We start from the raw sequence: 17399 nt of genomic DNA, 5'->3' as shown, positions 1-17399 counted from the left end.
AGGACATCCTCTACGGTATTGCTGCTGCGGTCGACAGATACTAGAATCACTGATTCAATGACTCAATGATTCAGTGAGGTGCTGATATGGGTGAACCAGAGCAAGCGCCGGAGATCGTGCCGCCGGGGTCCCAAGCATGGCTGACATCAACCACGGAAGAGAGCCACGTGACAGCAGATGAGACCGATTCTATGTACGCCACTCGGAAAGCGGTGGCCACGTTGTCGCCACTGTCTCTTCGATGAGTTGCGCGCTACATTGAGCAGGTCCTCCACCCCGACGGCATCGATGATCTCGATGCGTGGTTAGCAGAGTGGCCGGTCTGGCCGGACTGTGTGAAGCTCGCCGAAGAGGTCGTCCGAATGAACCGTGCCGTCGAACAGTACCAGCTACCTGCTATGCTCGATGTCCCCGCGCCCGTGCTCGTGATGACAGGCACGAACGGGCCGGACTTCCTTCGTGAGAGCGCCCGCGACGTTCACGAGGCGCTGCCATACAGCCGTCTCGTCGAATTCGACGGGATCAGCCACAGCGGCCCCGGCGAAGCACCGGGCGTGATCTCGGCGGAATTCGAGTCGTTCCTCCAGCAAAACCGATAGCGAGCCAGCGTTCGTCGAGATGGCGTGACTACTGCCGTTCTGCTCTCTTTCACTGGTTGGGTGCGATTCCACCCTCGTTTCTGGTCAGCACGTACAGAACGAACGATGAGAGCCAGTGTGCGCCCGCGTAGTCGTCGGTGAATGCCGGCTCCACACTCTGCTCGATATGGCGCTGTGCCGCTTGCTCAAGCGCTTCAGCGGTCGGCTGGTCATCGAGTGCACTAGCAATACCCGCCATCGACCACGCCTTCGAAAGATTCAGCCCCACAAAGTGGAGTTCGAGGCCGTCGTCGCCATCCGCATCAACGTCAATCGGTTGCAAGAGGGAATCGTACGGTGAATCAGTAATCGCGGGACTAAACGTTTCAAACCACTGCTGGAATGCTTCGCGGTCGAGTACCCGCCGCATTAAGTCCGCCTCAGTGAGTGCCGGTGAGACGAAGTCCCATCCGAGCGGTTCGTACTCGACAGGATAGTCCTCGTCGTCGAGAAAAAATTCGCGTGATGTCTCGACGATGGCTCTCTCAAGAGCGTCGTCAGCAACGACCCGTGCATAGTCGAGGGCAAATGCGAGCGCGAAGGCGGAATTGGTGTGGGTGCCGACCCGAAACGGCCGCTCCTGCGTGAGGAACTCGCGTTCGAAGAGTTCGACAATCTGCCGTTCAAGGGGTTCGAACATCTCTCGCCATGCTGCTGCGCGATCCTCATCCCAGAGGTGCAACTCTGCAACGAAGCGCAGGAACCAAGCCCAGCCATACGGCTTCTCGAAGGACGCGTTGTCCTCGAAATACGTGGCTTCCTGCACTATCTTCTCGCGAGTGAACCGGTCTTCTAGCAGCGAGACGATAGCGGACGCTTCGGGATGGTCCTCGAAGAGACGGAGTTGTCGAACGAGACACCAGTGGTTGTGAACGGCGGAGTGCCAGTCGAAACTCCCGTAGAAGACTGGGTGGGCCTCACTTGGCTGAACCATGTCGTCGGGCCCATCAACCGATCGCGCGAAGTGCGGGTATTCTGTGTTGATCGAGTCGAGTGGGTACTCCGACAGGGTTGAAAGCAACTCGGCGTCGATCCAGTCGGCGTGGCCCGATAGTATCGTTGTCGCGCCGTTCCTCTGAAGGGCGTCCATAGAGTGCGTATCGTTCGGTGCCTGTTTGATTAATTGGGTATCGGTTCGACTTACGGCGGGAGGAATCCGAGCGTAGCGAGTTGCCAGCAAAACCCAAGTCCCAGAAGCGCCAAGATTGTTTGGTGGATCCGGGCACGTAGCGACCAGTAGTTGTTCCACCACGCAAGTCCTGCCCCAACCGTCGTCACAGCAGTGAGAAACGCAATCACAGCTGGGAGTGCTAACGCCACCTGCATCGGGACTGGTCGCGCGATGAGCGTGAGATCGCCGCCGGTCTCCAGTACGAACAGGAAGAGCCCGACGAACCCGATGGAGACACTGCTCAAGCCGGCGCCCGCTGCACGGGCAAGCCACGGGAGACTCGTCAACCGACGTTTGACGTTATAGACGAACCCGCTACGATCGTTCCGTTCGTGCTGTTGTCCAGTTCCTTGCTGTGAGACGTGCTGGTCACTCATTCGAAGTCCTCCGTGTCAGGTCCGTCGTTGGTACGATACTGCTTCCATTGCTGCCAAACGCTGTGGCCGCCCCAGTCGGCAAGTGAGAGCCCGAACCCAGAGACTGCCATCCCGAGGACACTGCCAGTAACGAGCTGGCGTTCGTGGAACGGCACCGGCCGGTAGACGCCAGTGGGTTCGCTGCTCATATTCAGTACGTCAACCTCGCCATCTGTGACCTCAAAAGCGAGGACATCGTGACCGCTCTTTTCCCGATACACGTACGGGTCGGTCTCGACCCACTCCCGAGCATCACCCTCGAGAGTTGTTGTCCGCAACCCACCGTTGACTGCGGGTTCGACGGTCAGGTGTGCGAGTAAATCGACGACTTGGAGTGGTCCACTCTGCGGGAGAGACGTGCGGCTGTACTCACCGGCAACGATTTCAGCGCGCTCCTGACCACCCGATTTCGAAGTCGGTGTCGGCATAGTTGGCGCGTGCTGGAGCTCGTATTCCGCGACGATTTCATCGACGACCGCTTTCGGCCCCTCATTCGGATTACTGTTGTAGGCAACGAAGATACCGACATCGTGGTCCGGGGCGAGCAAGAGATAACTCGTGAAGTTCACCGTCGCACCCGAGTGACCGATAAGATTAGCATCCGGATTGCCGTACTCGTGGAATCCATATCGCCAATTCGTGACTGCTGGGTGACGGACGTGGTGGCGACTGTGCATCGTCTTGGCGGTTTCCACGTCGAAAATCCGCGTCTCGCCGATTGCACCGTCACCGAGGTGTGTACGCATGAACGCGGCCATATCCGTAGCCGTCGCACTCAGCGAGCCCGCAGGACGCATATTGATGTACACGTCATCAGCTACCTGAAACGACTCACCGTCGCGAATATGTGGTGCAGCGAGATCACCAGGTTGGTCGGCCGGGACGGGCTGAGCGAACGTACTGTGGGCCATCCCGAGCGGATCGAGGAGTTCCGATTGCACGTGTTTCTCGAACGTTGTATCATGAGCTTCGGCAACGATGTGGCCAGCGAGCCCTGCGCCGTAATTTGAGTACCCGACGAGTTCGCCGGGCGGACGGATGCGCGAGCGCTGTTGGTCGATGAGTACCGTCTCCAAGGAATCGAGAGCGGTTGGATCAGCGACGATCTCGGGGTCAAGCGTGGATTCGAAGCCGGCGGTATGGGTCCCGAGATGCCGGAGCGTCACGGGGTCGTCGTACGTATCCGGCACTGTGACAGCGGAGTCGCTGAGATACGAGTTGACATCGGTGTCGAGGTCAAGTACGCCCTGTTCGACGCCCTGCATAACGGCTGTGTAAGTCAGGAGCTTGCCGACCGACCCAACTCGGAATACCGTCTCGTCGGCTTGGACTGGGACACCCGCATCGACGTCAGCAGTGCCATATCCTTTAGTGAGGACAGGTGTGTCTCCCGAGATGATGGCGACAGTAGCTCCAGGCGTCGTCGTTCCGACCCGTTCGGCCATCACATCGTCGACGAACGCTTCGAGTTCATCCGAGTCCGTGAACGGACTTTCGCCTGGCTGTGACCCAGCGCTCTGAGGGTCGGTCTTGGCGCTCGTTCGGTTGACCGCAGTTCTACAGCCCAAGAGTCCGAGACTGCTGAGACCAGCGAGAAATGCTCGTCTCGTAGGTCTATCGGAGCTGTCGTTCGTCGTGGAGAGGCGTTGTCTCGTCATCAGGTGGTCACCGTGGAGTGGCGTCGATGGTGGTGATGAGACCACAGAACGCAGTCGAGACGTGCTCAATTGAGAGCCCCGCCTGTTCGACGGTCGTCAGCGGGTCGTGGTTCAACCGACAGCCGTTCTTCTGGTAATGAGCCTCGGCGCGCCAGTCTTGCAGCCAGGCGAGTGGCCTAAGGTCGCTGCGCCTGTGTTCGAGCAACAGGATCTCGCCGTCGGGGGCACAGACTCGCTCCATTTCGTGAAGCGCGGCGATCGGGTCCGGGAATGTGCACGTGGAAAACGACGAGATGACAGTGTCGAAGCTATCAGCAGGGAAATCGAGTGTCTGGGCGTCCATCTGCTGGACAGTGCCGTCCATTTCGAGTCTGCCGAGCTCTTTCCGGGCGTGAGCGAGCATCTTCTCACTGATGTCGATGCCGACGACTTCGCTCGCCGCCTCGAGATAGCGGAAGTTCCGCCCGGTGCCACAGGCGACGTCGAGGACGCGGCCGTTCGCGTCCTCGAACCGGCGACGACGATAACGCCCGGCGAAAAGCTGGTCAAGTCGTTGCCACCGGGCAAGTTTGTCAGCGACATCTGCATATGCGTCGGCGATCTCGTCGGTCGATTTTGGGCGGCGCTGTACTGACTGCTGGTGGTCGGTATTCTCACCATGTGTTCGATGCTGCTGGCCTGTTGAGTCGTGGGAATCGTTCGATTGCATGTGTTGGGCCTCCGATAGCTGCGAGTATGGGTCAGGCCCTCAACTCCAATAATAATATTGGAAATTTGATATCTTATCGGATCTGCTTCAAAATCTGCGTTGAGTAGCAAACCAGTATAACATAGTTCTACCACCGATACGCAGAGAACGACCCGATTAGCACTACCGTCTACTCAACACTGATTTCGTAAGAATTCTATCAAGAAGGTCGAAATTCACCACTCTCGCCTCGCACGCGTTCTGTCTGTACCACTGTCGCAGTCGAATCGAGATAAAGTCGAACTGCATCATCCCCGTGACGCAACACTACCTCGTATTCGTCAGGATCAGACGCTGTCTGTTCGGATGTCCACTGGCCCTCGTAGACGTACTCATGGAATTCCCAGAGACCGCGTGTCGTCACGTCGATGCCACGATCCCAGTGGAAGGCAATTGACGCCGGATGGTAAACAACACTGTAGGTCAACGGGCTGTTGTACTCTCGGAGACACGCGTTGCAGGTACTCGTCACCACGAACGAATCTGCAGCAGGTAACGGACTGTCGGGGACCGCAACTATGTCGGCAGCCAGCTGCGCCCCACACTCCGGACACATATCCTGTCGAATCTGCTTGGCAACCTCCGCACTACGTACCTTCACACTCTGTACGAGCGATTCGCTGTCCCGCGTCCTAACTTGTGCGGGCGTGATTGGTTGTCCCATGACCTGTTGGTCACAGGCCGTACAGTCAATCCGGAAAAATTGATGCGAGCGCTCCGCTTCCAACGCTTCCTCGCCACAGTAGACGCACGTTCCAGCAACCGGCTCAGGACCAAATGACTCCGGTTGCTCGTAGTTCCCCGACAGAATAAACCGAACAATCCGTTCACCAGCGTGCGAGAGCGAGTATCCATCGTCGCTTTTCCGCAGATAGGCCCCCGTGAGTTCGCCAAGGTGGTACGACAGTTTCGATGTGTTCTCCACGTCGACGTGATCGTAGATTTCAGAAAACGCGAGTTCAGCAGCCCCTGCCCCAACCTGTTCACCTTCGTATTGCGACACAGCAACAGCACGCAGGATGTCAATCCGTGTGTCGTCAGCGAGCAGACCAAAAATATCCGTCGCCGAACGGTTCTCGGTCATTGTCGTTCGTATCTACTTCCAGTTCAGCAGTGATATTGAAACCGCTAGTCGTTGTGCTTTCATAGGTTCTTCTCACTACAGAATGGTGGGTCGGCATCACCGTTTGACTCCCTCCCACCCCTGAAGGGGTGGGCTTCCGCTAACACCGTGTCACGTCTCCGAACTGATACTGCTCGAACGGATACGCTGGATAGAGCGTTGTCATGAGCCGCATATCCCGCGCGTCTCGAGACTCGAACGTGTATCGGTCGTCGTACATTCCCGACCGATATGCTATCTTCCTCTCTTCGGTACTCGGGCGCTCACCCCCTGCCACTGTGGTAATCTCTGGCATAGCTAGCTAAGTGTGTTACTAGATAAAGAATATTCACCGTATGCGACACTTTCAGACAGTCGCTACAATCCGAAGATAGTGTCTACGCCTATTTGTGATTCGTTACCAGTCCTCAAGGACGGCCCTACGCTGGTAATTTATGAATTATTAATAATCATGAACTTCTGTGGAGAGTACATGTACGAGGTTACCTGTGAAGAGTGTGGACAGATCGGTTCCCATCCAACACGAACCGCAGCGGAATCGAAAGCGGAACGTCACCAAGATGCGACTGAACATACACTGACAATCGAAACTACCGATCGCCTGTAAATCGCCAGTCTCTATTCCCGCTGAGGCGGCTGATTTCTGGCATAGGCACCAAGAAATCCGTCCGCCTCACTTTTCACGCTTAACTAAACACGGCCATGCTGAGACGCCTCAGGAATAGATGCGCGTAAAACGCAGATGATTGGTACAGAGGAGATCTCCACTACTTGTAATCAGTCGATAGATACCTCGCTATGCCCTACCCCGACAGGAAACTCCGTTGTGAGCTGTTGTCCGGCGAGGGTGACAGTGACTGTTATTGTCCGAGGTGCCACCGAAGTGAGTTGTTCGAGCGTTACGTTCGGTTCGCTACCTATCGAGCCGTCTCTATTTCGGGTAACAGTATGGTCACCAGTAATGACGGGGCCGAAAATCAGATACCGGACTCCTGAACCAACACCCGCTACTGTCGTTTCGAGACGGTCATCGACAACTGGGACGATTTCGTTTGCCCCGATCCCCGCACACTCTCTCCGTGCCCACTTATTGAATGGTTGAGTATGGCCGTTCTCTTCGACAGTATTCGTCGATTCCAGATACTCTACTGACTCACGGCTAATCGTTTTTGCTATTGTTATGGCTTCTCCCTCTCCTCGAGTCAGTTCGGTATCAGCGAGAATATCTGCTCTTGTTGCATCTGCGACCGCTGTGCCGCCCGCCAACGCTACGACAGTCCCACCCCCTGCGATGAGGAATTGACGACGGTTCATGTCCAATAGATAACCGGTATACCTGAATATATCTCTGGGTCAATCAAAGAGCCGTTTGAGCGATCCGCACACCTGCTGAAGGGACTGTTACTCTCCCTTCGCATAAAATGAAGGCACGCACCACGTCGAGAGAATGCGGTCTGTCATGTCTCAATAATCGACGGGGTGATTCATAGTAACTCGGGTACTGTGGACAGTGGCTCGGCTCCTCTACCGCGCTTCGTTCGTGTGGTCGTGGTCACTCTGCCAAACGATGAAGGACGTAGCCTCCGAAATTTCATCCAAGATGTATGACCATATCGTAATCGCTGTGGATGGAAGTGACGAAGCGAGGCAAGCAGCACGACGTGGACTCAAACTCGCTCGGGCCTTCGACGCGACCGTCACCGTCCTCTATGTTGTCCCACAGAGAGCAGTTCGGCTCACTAAAACGTCTGCTGAGAAAACTCAGCTGCACGAACGTGGAGAGATGACCCTTACGGAGATCGAGGGGCTGGCGTCAGAATTCGACCAGACCGTTACCACGAAACTGCTCGAAGGAAAGCCCGCTGTCCGAATCAGCGAGTTCGCAGACGAGCAGGACGCGGACTTGATCGTCGTCGGAAGACGGGGATTGACCGGGCTCGGTCGGCGTCTCTTGGGCGGTGTTACCGAACGGATCCTCCATCGAAGTGACGTCCCCGTGCTCGTCATCTCGGGCGACGACAACGAAGGCGAGAGGGAGACAGATCACTCACGAGTTCTCATCACGACAGACGGTAGTGAAAACGCTCAAGCAGCGGTTCCCTACGGAACAGCCATCGCGCAGCGCTACGGTTCTGACGTGCACGTGTTGAACGTCGTGGATATTCAGGCAGCAGCAGGCCCGTTCAACGCGGGGGGTCTCGAAGAAGAATTCCTCGAACGGCTCGACGCGAGAGGACAAGACGCCGTGGACAGCGTTGCAAGCAATATTGAGGAATCTACCCCCAATTTGACTGTTGAGACTGCCGTCGAACGGACCGCGTCGTTCAAGGGGGCGGCTGCCGGTGTCCGTGAGTACGTCGAGGAAAACGAAATCGATTTCGTCGTAATGGGGTCACACGGCCGGTCGAATCTCAAACGCCAACTTCTCGGCAGTGTTGCGTCTACCGTACTTCGGACCGTTGACGTTCCGGTTCTCGTGGTTAAGCGGTCTGATTGACCCATAGCAGTATCGACCAACTTAGAGTAGGATACCGCAGAGGGAGGCTTTTTGCAGGTTCGGCAAATCGTCAGTTCCAACTTATAAGAAAGCCGCCGAGGTTGTAATATGGAACTCCCTGACTCAGTAACGCGGCGTCGGGCTATTTTTGGCGGTGTCGGCACGATTATCGCAGGTGGCGGAATTGTCTATGGTGCGTCCACGCTTGAGTCAGAGCAGACGACATCGGTGACGGCCCAGTTTCACGCTAGCTCTGCCACGACTGGCTTCGGGATCGAGCTTGGGGGTCATCCAATTATGGGCGCTCTCGATGCGCCGGTCGACATCTACTATTGGACGGATTACCAGTGCCCGTTCTGTCGCCAATTTGAACAGAACGCGTTTCCGAAAATCATCAGGAACTACGTTCAAGCCGGGACTGTCCGGGTCGTGTTCCTCGAATATCCATACATCGGAGAAGCATCGATGACCGCTGCGGTGATGGACCGCTGTGTCTGGCGGCAAGTGCGAAACGATTCCCCGAAAGCATACTGGCGATGGCATTCGACACTGTTTGATAAACAGGGGTCGGAAAACGAAGGCTGGGCATCGAAGGCGAATCTCCTCGATATTACGAGGGATGTCGACGGTGTCGATGCGAGCGCTGTCGAATCGTGTCTGAACGAGAGCCGAAGTGATATCGAGACGAGGATAAACGAGGAGATGAATCAGGCAGTGAGGTTAGGCATTCGCGGCACGCCGGTCTTCATCTTGTATAACCGGGACGCCGATGCGGCGGGAAAACTCGTCGGCGCACAGCCGTACAGCCGATTCGACGCGGCGATCACACGGGCGAAAAACGCATGACCGGCTTGCGACTGTCATCCGACAGTGAACAACTCATTACAGCACTCATCTACTCACAACTACACCGCGGGCACTCTTGTTTATCGGAGGGACCACGGTGACCAACGTCGGCCTCAGTTTGAGTTCGTTCCCGAACTACGCAACCCGGATGCTAAGTTCGGGTTGGAGATTCCTTGACATTACTCTCCTGTGGTACTGTATCGTTCCACCAGTCGGCGGGGAGGCGTAACTGATGGCACTGTTTTCGTCGCCATCGTTGCTCGCAGCCGCATATGCTGCAGGCGTATTGATGTTCTTCGCGCCGTGTAGCGTCGGCCTCCTCCCAGCGTACCTCTCGTATTTCTATACGCACGATTCGAGCCAGACCGACCAGACAGAAGATGTAGAACGTGGACCGCTTCGGACAGTAGTCCTCGTTCACGGCATCGTCGTGTTTCTCGTTGGGGCGATTCCACTATTTTACATGGCGGTGGCTGGTATCCGTGTCTTGCTCCCCGGCTACAAGCTAATCGTCCCCCTTGCGAAACTGGGAACAGGGAGCTACTTGCCCCCGGTCGCAGTTGTCGTCATCGGCACCGTTCTCATGCTACTGGCGCTCGGACAACGAGCAGTTCGTGACGGGCTTCGCGTCGGCGGGTTCGTGACACTCGGCGTGATTGCCGTCTATCTGCTAATTGGCGCGGTCGTCCTCGGTATCGGCCACTGGATCAAGCCGTATTTGGTTTCGATGGAGCTCCTCGTGGGCCCACTCTTGATCGGCGTGGGCATCATGTATTACTACGATATCTCACCGATACGGTCGGCTCGGTTACCTGAGCGAGGGGCCACGACAATTCCCGCGTTCGTCGGCTTCGGTATCGTCTACGGGATCGGAAGTCTGGCGTGTAACCTCCCTGTCTTTCTGGGGATGGTTCTCACGTCGTTTACTACGGCAGGATTCGTCGAGGGGCTCGCTGTGTTCGGCGCCTTTGCGGCCGGCATGGGAACGCTCGTTCTCGGTGTCAGCGTTGCCGCTCGCGTTACTGGCAACACCGTCTCACTCGGGCAGTATGGTCGCCCAGCACGTCTCGTGGGAAGTACCGCCTTTGTGATAATCGGGATATACGTGACCTGGTACTCGCTTCGCTCTTTCAGGCATCTCCCAGCAAGCGGATTCGTGGGCTGATACGCTACGACTCTTCAAGCTCCATTCAGCGCTACGTCTCACAGGACTGTGAGTCAGTCAACAAGCGGAGAGCGAGTCCAATACCGGCGACCGTGACTGCTGATACGAGGATGCGTATGAACCCGCCACCAAGCGCTGCTGTTGTCCCACCGGCAATCGTACTTCCGACAGCAGTAGTCGCTGCCGGTGCAGTAAAGAGACAACAGAGACTTACTGCGCCGCCGAGTCCGAGGAGCGGCCATCGGCTCGTCGAGTTCGTCTCGTCGGTCGAATCTCTGGACGCGTCTGACATAGTCTAGGCGTTATTGGTGCGTTTTCGATTGCTGCGACGTGACATCACAGGAAGTGCAGGTGCGCTGCGAGCGGACGTAGAGGAGTCCGGCAAAGAGTATGACACTCACGACGCCCAGCAGGGGCCGGAGGGGGTTGAAATACGTCATGAGCGCAGAGCTGCTAAACAGGGCAAGCAGGAACGCATTGCAGATCGGGCAGCCAAATGCCAGAAAGCCAAGGGCGGCGCTCGCCGTTGCAGTCTTCCCATCCCTGGACTTCCTGGTTGTTCGCTGGAGCGTATAGAAGCCCAGGAATCCGGCTGTGAGTGCGAGAAATAGATAATCAAGTGTAGTCCGTGGGATCATCCGAACATAGATTGGATTCGGAAGTAAGCCAGTCACGACGCCAAAGAGTACGAATGAGCCCGCGCTAACGGCCGCCGCCTTGAGGTGTCGCCTCGAAGGTGAGTTCATTCGTCTCCCTGCTTTGCGCTGGAGAACGTAAAGCAAACCGGCTGTTTGCTCGTTCGTAGAAAAGCCTCTGCCGCAGTCACAGCCTCCGATATCGGTATGCTGTACTCCCCCGCGCCATTAGTGGGAGAACCACCGCTTCTTTACACGTGACGCGATAAGCGAACATATGGAGCGTGGAGAGAACGATTCGCCTGCGGCTCTCCTGCAAGTTTTTGCGGACGACTACTCGCGAATGATTTTGCTTGCGGCCGACGAGGAGCCACGGACGGCCAAAGACCTCAGCGACGTATGTGATGCGTCACTGGCGACGATTTACCGTCGGCTCTCTACGTTACGAGAACACGACCTCGTTACGGTCCATTCGACGGTCGGTTCCGGTGGCGAACACAAGCAGCTATTCGAAACGACGATTGACGCATTCCATGTATCGATCTCGGAGGGGGACCTCGACTTATCCGTCGAAACGCGTGATGAACTTGCGGACAACTTCACCGCTCTCTGGGAAAATTTCCGAGAAAGCACATGATTAGTCTGCCAATCATTGCCGTTAAACTGATTACGCTGTTACTGAGTCTTTCAGTTGCATATCTGGCCTTCTATGCGTACCAGCGGAGTGATAGCTCCCCGATGTTCTATGTGGCGGTTGGGTTCATTTTCATCGGCGTTGGCGCTATCTGCGAAGGTCTCGTCTACAGGATGCTGGGGACATCGTTGTTTTCAGCGGCCGTCGTTCAAGCAGTGCTCGTCTCGTTTGGAATGTTACTGATTTTACGCTCTATTCTGGCCGGTCCGGAGACACAGAACGTCTGATTCCCTAAGTGGGGTCGCTCTCACAGACACTCTACCAGTAGTCGACGGATAGTGCCTATTCGCACTAGCGTCGCCGAGGATTCCGGACTCCAATCGTCGACGACGGCTGTCCGGACTAACGCTCTCTGATCTCAGCGGCACGACGACGGTGAGCTACGTGGTTCGTTCTATGCTCGTCTCCCCGTATTGAGTGTCGAATACGACCGAAAATCGAGGGTGGACAGCGGTTGGCCTATCCTTCGTTTGCGCGAGTCGCGGGGTCGTCCGTCTCCACTTCGACGGGCGAGCGGATGAGGTTGCCCCACTCGGTCCACGAGCCGTCGTAGTTCCGGACGTCATCGTACCCCAGCAATTCGTGGAGGGTGAACCACGTGATCGACGAGCGCTCGCCGATACGACAGTACGTGATAACGCCGCTGTCGTCGGTGACACCGTACTCGTCGTACATCCCTTCTAACTCCTCGCGCGTCTTGAACCGGCCATCCTCGGCGAGATTCTCGCTCCACGTGATGTTCTCTGCCCCAGGGATGTGACCGGCTCGCTGTGCAGTCTCGGGACTCCCCTCAGGAGCGATCTTCTCGCCGCGGTACTCCTCCTCGCTCCGAACGTCCACTAGCGGCACGCCTATCTCGGCCGCATCCTCGACTCCCTCGCGGTAGATCCGGATCCCGTCGAACGGGCCGCCGGCGTCGTACTCCCGTTCGGGGAAGTCGGGCTCCTCGGTCGTCATCTCATAGTCGTTGTCCTCCCAGTAGGCGCGGCCGCCGTTCAACAGGTGGACGTCGTCGTGGCCGTAATACTTGAACTGCCAGTAGGTGTATGCGGCCCACTGGTTCGACTCGTCGCCATAGAGCACAACGGTCGAGTCCTCGGTGATTCCTGCCTCTCCCATGATGTCCTCGAACGCGTCGCGCTTCAGAATGTCCCGCTGGATCGAATCTTGAAGGTGCGTCCCCCATCGGAACCCAACGGCGTTCGGGATGTGTCCCTCCGCGTACGACTCGTCGTAGTCGATGTCCGCCTCAACGAGTCGGTACTCGGGGTCGTCGCGACCAAACTCATCGAGGTGATCGTCGACCCACTCCGCCGAGACGAGTGCATCGCTCGCGTAGTCGTTGGTACTCATACGTGTTTCCTAGGTCGGCGAACCCATTTAGTAGTGCTCATCTGGAGCAAAACCGGTTATCAATTAGAGACCGTTGTCTCGTATACCACTACCGCTCTCGAAGGTATAACTGCTTTTTTATTTCCTTATATACACAGAGATCGGTCTTGGTGCCGACTTCCATTCTATCTCTTCGCGATAGAATTGCACGCTCTGGACAATATACATTCAGGATGAGCCGCGATCACGAAGCAAAATGTTCGAGACTCGCTGTACTTCTATGAATTATTATAGGAAATGATGGATTTAGTCAGTCGTCGACCGAAATCGTGTATCGAGTAGACCGGATAACTCATTGGAAAGATGGTCAGTAATCGAATAGAGGGTTGGTCGTGATCAAGGTAGTACCACTACAGTGCATCGGAAGGCAGAAGGCACCAAAAGAGCAGCGGCAACAAAACCACGAGCCACGGCAGTCGTGAATGAAGAGGTAAACTTGAGCGGCCGAGAAAAGTCACGCTGTCATGGTCGACGTCGGTTCGTCTGGGTCTTGAAGTGTCTCAAGGAATGCTTCGGCATCGAGCGCAGCCATACTTCCGGTGCCGGCGGATGTGATCGCCTGCCGATAGCGGGGGTCAGCGACATCGCCAGCAGCGAACACCCCCTCGACTGCTGTCCGGGCTGTGGGTCGACCAGCGCCGTCGGTTTGTGTGAAGAGGTAGCCACTCTCGTCCTGTTCGACGCCGGTGCCGTCAAGGAACTGCGTGTTCGGCGTGTGACCGACGGCGTAGAACACGCCGCTGACGTCGACGGTCTCTCGTTCGACGTCGATGCCGGACTCGGCCTGCTCTCTGGGGTATCCGTCTGAGTGGGAAACGAGTGTGGCGCCGGTGACGCCAGTCTCTTGGGAGCCGTGAATGGTCTCGAGTTCTGTGTTCCAGCGGAAGTGGATGTCGTCGTGTTCGCGGGCGCGGTCGGCCATAATCTCGGACGCAGATAGCTCCTCGCGGCGGTGGACGATTGTCACGGAGTCGGCAAATTTCACGAGGAACAATGCCTCTTCCATTGCACTGTCGCCACCACCGACAACGAGGACGTCATCACCGCGGTGGAACGCCCCGTCACAGGTCGCACACGTCGACAGTCCGTGGCCCATCAGTTCGTCTTCGTTCTCCGCTCCGACCCAGCGTGCGCTCGCGCCGGTCGCCGCGATCAGCGACCGTGTGTAGATCGTATCGCCGTTCGACAGCGACAGCTCCAGCGGCTGCTCGTCTAGGACCGCATCCTCGATGCGGCCGTGTTGGAACTGTGCGCCGAACTGCTCGGCTTGCTCCTTCCCGCGCTGGATGAAATCCATGCCGCCGACGCCATCGGGGAAGCCGAGATAGTTCTCAACGTCGGTCGTCAGTGTGAGCTGGCCGCCCGGTTCGTCGCCCTCGAGGACAAGGGGGTGGAGGTCGGCGCGCGCAGCGTAGACCGCTGCCGAGAGGCCAGCAACGCCTGAGCCAGCGATGACGAGGTCGTGGACGTCCTCAGTCATTTATTTAGTGTAGGACTCGATGAGTGCTCGGAGTTCGTCTTCACCCTTGAGACCGACGACTTCCTCGACCTGTTCACCGTCGGCGAATAGGACGAGTGTTGGAACGCCTCGAACGCCGTAGGCAGCAGCGAGTTGCTGATTGGCGTCGACGTCGATTTTGGCGACGGTCGCGTCGGTCTCGGCAGCCAGCGTCTCGACGATAGGTTCGAGCATCTGGCAGGGGCCACACCAGTCGGCGTAGAAATCTGTGAGGACGACGTCCTGCTCTGCGACGACGTCGTCAAGCTGGGACTGGTCGTCGACGTAGATGGGTTCGTTCGCGGCCGCGGTGCCAGTGTCAGATGCAGTGTCAGTTGCCATCACCAGTACGTATGTGCCAGCGCTAATTAAGAGTATTGGTTAATATATACAATACTAAACAATACCGACTTCCAGTGCGAAATATCAGTCGTAACTCAGCCTTACGCGAAGTTCAGTTCACTGTCGAGAATATCGGGCCCCGACACAGAAAGAAGTAGGTAAGTTAACTTTCGGCGGCCGGTACTGCAGTCTCGGACTGTTCGTATTTGGTCTCGAATTCCTGAATGAGTTGCCCCATCTTTGCGTACCAGTCGTTGAGCAAGCGCTGCATGTCAGCGGCGATCTTGGAAGAATCCGTCGGCGAGTAGACGTGGTAGTAGCCGCCCTGATCGTAGTTGATCTGGTCTTTCTCGATAAAGCCGGTCTGCAGCAGCCGCTGGACGGCCCGATACGCAGTGGAACGCTCACGGTCGACAGCATCAGCGATTTCATCGACGGTTAGCGGTTCCTCAACCTCGACGAGTGCTCGGTAGCATGTCTTATCGAGCTCTTTGAGACCATGGAAACACTCGAGTAGCCCCTCACATTCCATGTCCTGACGGAGCTGTTCAGACATCGAATCTGGCATCGTTATCGATTCTACGTAGGGATTGTGCCGTTAAAAGACTTTTGCACAGTTCGCACAATTTCGCGAGGAATTACGATACGTGAAATAGGAACAACCCGTGAGTAACTACCTCTCGCCCCAAGGATGTTTACAGAGAATATGGTCACATTCGAGCGAATCGGTCAAGCTCCCATCCGTAGAAGACGACAGTTCGTTCGAATCCGATCTGTCCGGTCGTGCATACGAACAGGACATGCAGCAAGAACTGCCCGAGATGCTTGCGGATTCTGTTGACCGAGTTCAGTTGTCTCACCCATTAAATAATTCATCTGACTCATCTCTGGATCATAGTAGGAAGAACGCAGCGGCGTACGCGAGCGCGAACGACAGGACGAACGAACCTGCCCACGCTCCGAGCGTCACGAGAATTTTTCGTGCATCCACCGCCTCACGACCGCCGACCGCCGCGCCGCTTCCGATGATGGCGCTGACGACGATCTCGTTGAACGAAACCGGGACTCCCAGCAGGACTGCCAGCTGTGCAATCAGGAACGACGGGACAAGCGCCGAGATGGAGCGCCGAGGGCCAAGCGACGAGTAGTCCTGGGCGAGCGACTTAATCATCCGCGGCGCACCCGTCCATGAGCCAACGAGCATTCCGAGGCCGCCACCGACGAGTACGGCGAACGTCGAAACCATCCCCATCTCGTTAAGCAGCGGCAGCAGCGGCCCGACGGCAAGTCCGACCTGACTCCCGCCCGCGGAGAACGCGACAAGCGACCCGAGTGCGAGCAGCACGCGTCGCAGGCCACCGCGTTCGTCGCGACTAACGTCCCACCAGACGACCGCCGCGACGGCCAGCGCCATGAGGCCGGTAATGCCGACCGTTGAGGCGAGCCCCTCAACTGCCAGCACGCGCTGTCCAAGACCACGGACAGTCCCCGACGCGTTCCCTTCACCCAGGAAGCTGAACCGGACGTTCATAAGAACGGCCCCGACGAGGCCGGCGAGGACGGGAATACTGTACCGTTCGGGAATATCTGGACGTGGGAGGAGACTCGCGATGGTGAATGCGATGCCGCCGCCGACGAAGGGTGTCAACACCCACACTGCGGCGATCTGCTGGTACTTCGACCAGATCGGCGTCCCACCGAGTGCAAGCCCGACACCGATGACGGCACCCGTTACGGTGAACGCGGTCGCGATCGGATAGCCGGTCGTGATGCCGATCGCCATCAACCCTGCTCCCAACACGAGCACGAGGATAACACCGGCAATGGGCAGGCTGATGCCGCCGACGAGGCCGCTACCGATGGCTTCCGAGACGTTGCCGCCCTGAGTAACGGCACCGGCGAAGCCGAAAATGCCGACTAGAAAGGCGGCGCGCATCGTCACGATAGCGTTTGCGCCGACAGCAGGGGCATACGGCGTCGCGCCGCTCGACCCGGCGCCGATGACCCACGCCATAAACAGGCTCGCGAGTGCAGCACCGATGAAGAGGGCGATGAGAGGGAAGTCCATAGAAATGGGTTAGTCTGCACCCGTCGCAGCGGTGTCCTGCGCCTGACTCCGACTCCGCCAGTAGCCCTGCGCGTACGCACCGAGGAACATGCCGGCGAGCGCCCAGAGGATGGTGACGTTGCCGACGCCGAGGCTGGCGTAGGCCGCGCCCGGGCAGATGCCGGAGAGTCCCCAGCCGACGCCGAAGACGGCGCCGCCGACGAGGACGTTCCGGTCGAACGGCTTCAGGCGCCGCTCGTAGGGGTCGCTCGTGAGGGGCGCGGCGTCCCGAATCCGGGGTAGCAGGGCGAACGCGATCCCGGAGACGATTGCGGCCCCGAACATGACGAACGGGAGTCCGAGGTCGTCGAACTGGAGGAAGTTCAGCACTACCTCCGGCCGCGCCATGTGGCTGAACCCGAGTCCGAACCCAAAGATCAGGCCGCCGACGAAGATCAACGGCTTGAACAGCGGATGCCGGTCCTCGCTCACGTGTCGCTCCCTCCGGTCGCTCCCGTTCGCGCGTTTC

19 protein-coding genes and 1 pseudogene are annotated in these 17399 nt (G+C 57.5%); 6 read left to right on the top strand and 14 right to left on the bottom strand.

The window, feature by feature from the left end:
* Nucleotides 1–245 precede the first annotated feature (245 nt).
* Nucleotides 246–599, top strand: a pseudogene (locus tag EGH23_RS22365) (alpha/beta fold hydrolase); the annotation flags it as partial.
* A gap of 49 nt (nt 600–648) precedes the next feature.
* Here the strand turns inward: EGH23_RS22365 and EGH23_RS22360 are convergent.
* From EGH23_RS22360 to EGH23_RS22330, 7 genes are all read right to left on the bottom strand, one after another.
* Entirely contained in the window at nt 649–1728 is a 1080-nt protein-coding gene (locus EGH23_RS22360) for a DUF2891 domain-containing protein (RefSeq protein WP_220582207.1), read from the bottom strand.
* Between the two features lie 50 nt (nt 1729–1778).
* Nucleotides 1779–2186, bottom strand: a complete 408-nt coding sequence (locus EGH23_RS22355) for a hypothetical protein (protein WP_220582206.1) — start codon at nt 2184–2186, stop codon at nt 1779–1781.
* Nucleotides 2183–3793: a serine hydrolase domain-containing protein gene (locus EGH23_RS22350; protein ID WP_220582205.1), complete on the bottom strand. Its 1611-nt coding sequence runs from the start codon at nt 3791–3793 to the stop codon at nt 2183–2185. The genes EGH23_RS22355 and EGH23_RS22350 overlap by 4 nt, the downstream gene beginning before the upstream one ends.
* A 97-nt stretch (nt 3794–3890) precedes the next feature.
* Nucleotides 3891–4592: a class I SAM-dependent methyltransferase gene (locus tag EGH23_RS22345; RefSeq protein ID WP_220582204.1), complete on the bottom strand. Its 702-nt coding sequence runs from the start codon at nt 4590–4592 to the stop codon at nt 3891–3893.
* 199 nt (nt 4593–4791) lie between these two features.
* Nucleotides 4792–5715, bottom strand: a complete 924-nt coding sequence (locus EGH23_RS22340) for a winged helix-turn-helix domain-containing protein (protein ID WP_220582203.1) — start codon at nt 5713–5715, stop codon at nt 4792–4794.
* 139 nt (nt 5716–5854) lie between these two features.
* Nucleotides 5855–6049 carry a hypothetical protein gene (locus tag EGH23_RS22335; RefSeq protein ID WP_220582202.1) on the bottom strand — a complete coding sequence of 65 codons (195 nt, stop codon included), beginning with the start codon at nt 6047–6049 and terminating at the stop codon, nt 5855–5857.
* 482 nt (nt 6050–6531) lie between these two features.
* The gene (locus EGH23_RS22330; RefSeq protein ID WP_220582201.1) at nt 6532–7068 is read right to left on the bottom strand and encodes a hypothetical protein; all 537 of its coding nucleotides are present in this window, start codon (nt 7066–7068) and stop codon (nt 6532–6534) included.
* A gap of 286 nt (nt 7069–7354) precedes the next feature.
* On the opposite strand from EGH23_RS22330, the gene EGH23_RS22325 reads away from it, so the two are divergent.
* From EGH23_RS22325 to EGH23_RS22315, 3 genes are all read left to right on the top strand, one after another.
* Complete coding sequence (locus tag EGH23_RS22325; RefSeq protein ID WP_220582222.1) at nt 7355–8251, top strand: universal stress protein; 897 nt, start codon at nt 7355–7357, stop codon at nt 8249–8251.
* Nucleotides 8252–8359: 108 nt separating this feature from the next.
* On the top strand, nt 8360–9097 hold the full coding sequence (locus tag EGH23_RS22320) for a DsbA family protein (protein WP_236045014.1): 738 nt from the start codon (nt 8360–8362) through the stop codon (nt 9095–9097).
* A gap of 232 nt (nt 9098–9329) precedes the next feature.
* On the top strand, nt 9330–10262 hold the full coding sequence (locus EGH23_RS22315) for a cytochrome c biogenesis CcdA family protein (protein WP_220582200.1): 933 nt from the start codon (nt 9330–9332) through the stop codon (nt 10260–10262).
* A 302-nt stretch (nt 10263–10564) separates the two neighbouring features.
* On the opposite strand, the gene EGH23_RS27320 is transcribed toward EGH23_RS22315, so the two are convergent.
* Nucleotides 10565–11008 (bottom strand): hypothetical protein, encoded by a 444-nt coding sequence (locus EGH23_RS27320; protein ID WP_425433266.1) that lies wholly within the window; start codon nt 11006–11008, stop codon nt 10565–10567.
* A gap of 166 nt (nt 11009–11174) precedes the next feature.
* On the opposite strand from EGH23_RS27320, the gene EGH23_RS22305 reads away from it, so the two are divergent.
* Complete coding sequence (locus EGH23_RS22305) at nt 11175–11534, top strand: winged helix-turn-helix domain-containing protein (protein WP_220582198.1); 360 nt, start codon at nt 11175–11177, stop codon at nt 11532–11534.
* Nucleotides 11531–11818 carry a DUF7521 family protein gene (locus EGH23_RS22300; RefSeq protein WP_220582197.1) on the top strand — a complete coding sequence of 96 codons (288 nt, stop codon included), beginning with the start codon at nt 11531–11533 and terminating at the stop codon, nt 11816–11818. The genes EGH23_RS22305 and EGH23_RS22300 overlap by 4 nt, the downstream gene beginning before the upstream one ends.
* Nucleotides 11819–12050: 232 nt before the next feature.
* Here the strand turns inward: EGH23_RS22300 and EGH23_RS22295 are convergent, their stop codons facing one another.
* The 6 genes from EGH23_RS22295 to EGH23_RS22270 form a co-directional block, all read right to left on the bottom strand.
* Nucleotides 12051–12944 carry a sulfurtransferase gene (locus EGH23_RS22295; protein WP_220582196.1) on the bottom strand — a complete coding sequence of 298 codons (894 nt, stop codon included), beginning with the start codon at nt 12942–12944 and terminating at the stop codon, nt 12051–12053.
* Between the two features lie 493 nt (nt 12945–13437).
* The gene (locus EGH23_RS22290; protein WP_220582195.1) at nt 13438–14463 is read right to left on the bottom strand and encodes an NAD(P)/FAD-dependent oxidoreductase; all 1026 of its coding nucleotides are present in this window, start codon (nt 14461–14463) and stop codon (nt 13438–13440) included.
* Nucleotides 14464–14823, bottom strand: a complete 360-nt coding sequence (gene trxA, locus EGH23_RS22285; RefSeq protein WP_220582194.1) for a thioredoxin — start codon at nt 14821–14823, stop codon at nt 14464–14466. It lies immediately after the preceding gene.
* 163 nt (nt 14824–14986) lie between these two features.
* Nucleotides 14987–15391 carry a helix-turn-helix domain-containing protein gene (locus EGH23_RS22280; RefSeq protein ID WP_220582193.1) on the bottom strand — a complete coding sequence of 135 codons (405 nt, stop codon included), beginning with the start codon at nt 15389–15391 and terminating at the stop codon, nt 14987–14989.
* Nucleotides 15392–15715: 324 nt separating this feature from the next.
* On the bottom strand, nt 15716–16891 hold the full coding sequence (locus EGH23_RS22275; RefSeq protein WP_220582192.1) for an inorganic phosphate transporter: 1176 nt from the start codon (nt 16889–16891) through the stop codon (nt 15716–15718).
* Nucleotides 16892–16900: 9 nt separating this feature from the next.
* Nucleotides 16901–17362, bottom strand: a complete 462-nt coding sequence (locus EGH23_RS22270; RefSeq protein ID WP_220582191.1) for a YeeE/YedE family protein — start codon at nt 17360–17362, stop codon at nt 16901–16903.
* Nucleotides 17363–17399 lie beyond the last annotated feature (37 nt).

The organism is Haloarcula nitratireducens, assembly GCF_019599505.1.
This window is presented reverse-complemented; position numbering and strand designations above follow the sequence as displayed.